3 protein-coding genes are annotated in these 3,638 nt (G+C 70.3%); 2 read left to right on the top strand and 1 reads right to left on the bottom strand.

What is annotated here, in order from left to right:
• Positions 1 to 51: 51 nt before the first annotated feature.
• A complete protein-coding gene (asnB, locus tag AC0CYZ_RS12790; protein ID WP_472215838.1) occupies positions 52 to 2,010 on the bottom strand; it encodes an asparagine synthase (glutamine-hydrolyzing) in 1,959 nt (652 codons plus the stop codon).
• A 281-nt stretch (positions 2,011 to 2,291) separates the two neighbouring features.
• Between asnB and ctaC the strand changes: the two genes are divergently transcribed.
• On the top strand, positions 2,292 to 3,188 hold the full coding sequence (gene ctaC, locus AC0CYZ_RS12785) for an aa3-type cytochrome oxidase subunit II (RefSeq protein WP_472215836.1): 897 nt from the start codon (positions 2,292 to 2,294) through the stop codon (positions 3,186 to 3,188).
• 39 nt (positions 3,189 to 3,227) lie between these two features.
• Entirely contained in the window at positions 3,228 to 3,626 is a 399-nt protein-coding gene (locus AC0CYZ_RS12780) for a cytochrome c oxidase subunit 4 (protein WP_472215834.1), read from the top strand.
• The last annotated feature ends 12 nt before the right edge of the window (positions 3,627 to 3,638 follow it).

Raw genomic sequence — 3,638 nt, 5'->3', positions numbered from 1 at the left:
TGGCGTGGGTGTCGACAGCCCGATCGTTGCGTCGGGCACTATCGCCGCCCCTCAGGCGTAGACCGGGTACTGCGGCTCCGGGATCGCCGGGTGGATGCGCTGCTCGACGAAGATGCCGTGCCAGAGCATGAACACCAGCAGTGTCCAGATGCGCCGCGAGTGGTCGACCGGGCCGGCACGGTGCTCGTCGATGAGGCGCAGCACCGCGGCCTTGTCGAGGATCGCGTCGGTCTGCGACTCGCGGACGATCCCCCGGGCCCAGTCGAGCATGTCGGTGGCCAGCCAGTGCCGTATCGGCACCGGGAAGCCGAGCTTGCGACGGTGCAGCACGTGCGGCGGGACGATGCCCTCGATCGCGCGGCGCAGAGCGTACTTCGTCGTGCCGTGCGCGATCTTCTGGTCGGTCGGCAGCGCCGACGCCACCCGGAACACCTCGGGGTCGAGGAAGGGGACCCGCAGCTCCAGGGAGTTCGCCATGGTCATCTTGTCGGCCTTGACGAGGATGTCCCCGCGCAGCCAGGTGAAGAGGTCGACGTGCTGCATGCGCGCGACCGGGTCCCAGTCGCGCGACCCCTCGTACACCGGCGCGGTCACGTCGGTGTGGGAGAGCTCGTCGTCGTACCCGCGCAGGACCGCGGCGAGCTGGGCGGGGAAGAAGTTGCGGGCGTTGCCGTAGTAGCGCTGCTCGAGGGGGAGCGCACCGCGGCGCAGCAGGTCCTTGCCGCGCACCCCGGTCGGCAGCCGCTCCGAGAGCGCTCCGGCGAGCTTGCGGACCGCCCCGGGCAGCTTGTCGAACGGCGCGAGCGAGAGCGGCTCCTTGTAGATCGTGTAGCCGCCGAACAGCTCGTCGGCGCCCTCGCCGGACAGCACGACCTTGACGTGCTTGCGCGCCTCGTTGGCCACGAAGTAGAGCGGGACGAGGGCCGGGTCGGCCACCGGGTCGTCCAGGTACCAGACGATGAGCGGCAGCGCGTCCATCATGTCCTGCGCGGTCACGGTGCGGACGACGTGGCGGACCCCGATCGCCTCCGCCGACTCGGCCGCGACGTCGATCTCGGAGTACCCGGCCCGCTCGAACCCGGTGGTGAAGGTGATCAGGTCCGGGTTGTGCTCCCGGGCCAGCGCCGCGATGACCGTCGAGTCGATGCCGCCGGAGAGGAACGACCCGACGGTGACGTCGGCGCGCATGTGCTTGGCCACCGAGTCGCGCAGGACCTCGGTGATCTCCTCGTGGCGCCGCGTCTCCTCGGCGGTGTCGCCTCGGGGGATCGGGCGCTCGTCGAAGCGCGGGGTGAAGTAGCGCTGGACGCTGACGGGCTCGCCGGGGGAGATGCTGAACCAGCACCCCGACTCCACGCGCCGGACCGCCCGGTGCAGCGTCGCCGGCTCGGGCACGTACTGCAGCGTCAGGTAGTTCTGCAATGCCGTGGGGTCGGGCGCCGCGGTGCTCGCGCCCAGGGACTCCAGCACCTGCAGGAGGCTCTTCTTCTCGCTGGCGAACGCGACGCCGTGCGCGCCGGCCGCGAAGAACAGCGGCTTGATGCCGAAGGGATCCCGCGCGCCGAAGAGCACCCGCTCCTGCACGTCCCAGATGAGGAACACGAACATGCCGCGCAGCCGGGGCACCGCGTCCGCGCCCCACACCGAGTACGCCGCGACGACGGCCTCGGTGTCGCCCTCGGTGGTGAACCGGACCCCGTGGTCCCTGCTGAGCTCCGCCCGCAGTTCCAGGTAGTTGTAGATCTCGCCGTTGAAGACGATGCGGTACCGGCCGTGCTGCTCCCCGGTCGCGCTCTGCTGCGCCGCGTCGTCGGGGAAGACCAGTGGTTGGTGCGAGCCCTCGACGTCGATGATCGACAGCCGGTTGAAGCCGAGCGCCACGTCGTCGTCGTGCCAGACCCCCGACTCGTCAGGCCCGCGGTGACGCATGCAGGGCAACGCGGCCTCGACGTCCGCCGCGTACCGCGCCGCCGTGCCGTCCGCCGTGATCCAACCCATCAGCCCGCACACGAGGGTCAGTATGGCGAGGGGGACCGACAGCCCGGGCGCCACCCGTCGGGAGCCGTCGGGGTGCGCGGATCCGCGTCACGCGTGCGCCCCTCCGACAGCGCGTAGTGGTCAGCTCGGCTAGTCTCCCGGTGTCCGGACCGAGGGTGGCGTCGCCCACGGTCGCACGGCCTCGAGGAGGGCAGCCAGCAGTGCGCCGAGCAGTGAGCATTGCGCAGGCCGGGGAGGTTGCGGCCCCGCAGGACGAGCGCGGTCGTGGCCCGCGGCGTCGGACCCGCCGGGTGATGCGCGCGCTCCAGCTCGCCGTCCTCGGATGCGTCGTGGCGCTCTTCTCCACCGGGTGCTCGGTCGACGAGGTCATCCGCTTCGGGTGGCCGGTCGGCGTCACCCCCGAGGCCACCATGATGCGGACGCTGTGGACCTGGTCCGCGATCGCCGCGCTGTGCGTCGGCGTCCTCGTCTGGGGCGCCACCGCGTGGGCCGTCGCGTTCCACCGTCGCAAGGCCGGCGACTCCGAGCTGCCCCGTCAGTTCCAGTACAACCTGCCGCTCGAGCTGGTGCTCACGGTCCTGCCGCTGATCATCGTCGCGGTCCTGTTCTACTTCACGGTCGTCGTGCAGAACGTCGTCGACCGCGAGCCGACCGGCAACGAGCTCAAGATCGACGTCACCGCGTTCCAGTGGAACTGGGAGTTCCAGTACCCGGGGACGCGCAACGCCGCCGGGCAGACCGTCGCGACCATCGGCACCACCGCCGAGGTCCCGCTGCTGGTGCTCCCGACCGACCGTCCGATCTCGTTCACCCAGCACTCCGAGGACGTCATCCACTCGTTCTGGATCCCGGAGTTCCTGTTCAAGCGCGACGTGATGCCCGACCCGGAGAAGAACGACCAGAAGAACGTCTGGGTCATCGACCGCATCGAGCGGCCCGGGTCCTTCGTGGGCCGCTGCGCGGAGTACTGCGGCTCGTACCACTCGATGATGAACTTCGAGGTGCGGGCGTTGCCCGGCAACCTGTTCGACCAGTACATGCAGCTGCGGCAGGCGACGAACCCGACGACGGGCCAGCCCTACTCCGCGGCCGAGGCCCTCTCCCGGATGAACTGCGGCGAACTGTGCTCGCCCACGGCGACCACCACGCACCCGTTCAACCCGGACCCGACCGTCCGCCTGGCGTTCTGACATGACCGTGCCCACCACCGCTGAGAGGAGCGCGCGGCGATGAAGGTCGAGTCCCGCATCTTCGAGCTCCTGACGATCTTCTGCTTCGTCTGTGCGCTCATCTACGGGCTGCTGTCGAAGGAGGCGGTCGGCATCGTCGGCCTGACCCTCACCGGCGGCCTCTGCCTGATCATCGGGACCTACTTCCGGTTCGTCGCCCGGCGCCTCGAGGAGCGCCCGGAGGACAACCCGGAGGCCGAGGTCTCGGACGGCGCCGGCGACGTCGGCTTCTTCAGCCCGGGCAGCTACTGGCCCATCACGGTGGCCGGGGGCGTGGCGCTGACCGGCTTCGGGCTCGCCTTCTACCAGTGGTGGCTGATCGTGATGGGCGCGATCGCCCTGATCATCGCGGTCTGCGGTCTGGTGTTCGAGTACCACGCGGGGCCCGAGGCCCACTGAGGTCCGCTTCCT

This window comes from Actinomycetospora sp. (genome assembly GCF_055612215.1).
This window is presented reverse-complemented; position numbering and strand designations above follow the sequence as displayed.

Coding starts and splice junctions, on each gene's coding strand:
- AC0CYZ_RS12780 (WP_472215834.1), top strand. CDS start 3,228: ATGAAGGTCGAGTCCCGCATCTTCGAGCTCCTGACGATCTTCTGCTTC.
- ctaC (WP_472215836.1), top strand. CDS start 2,292: ATGCGCGCGCTCCAGCTCGCCGTCCTCGGATGCGTCGTGGCGCTCTTC.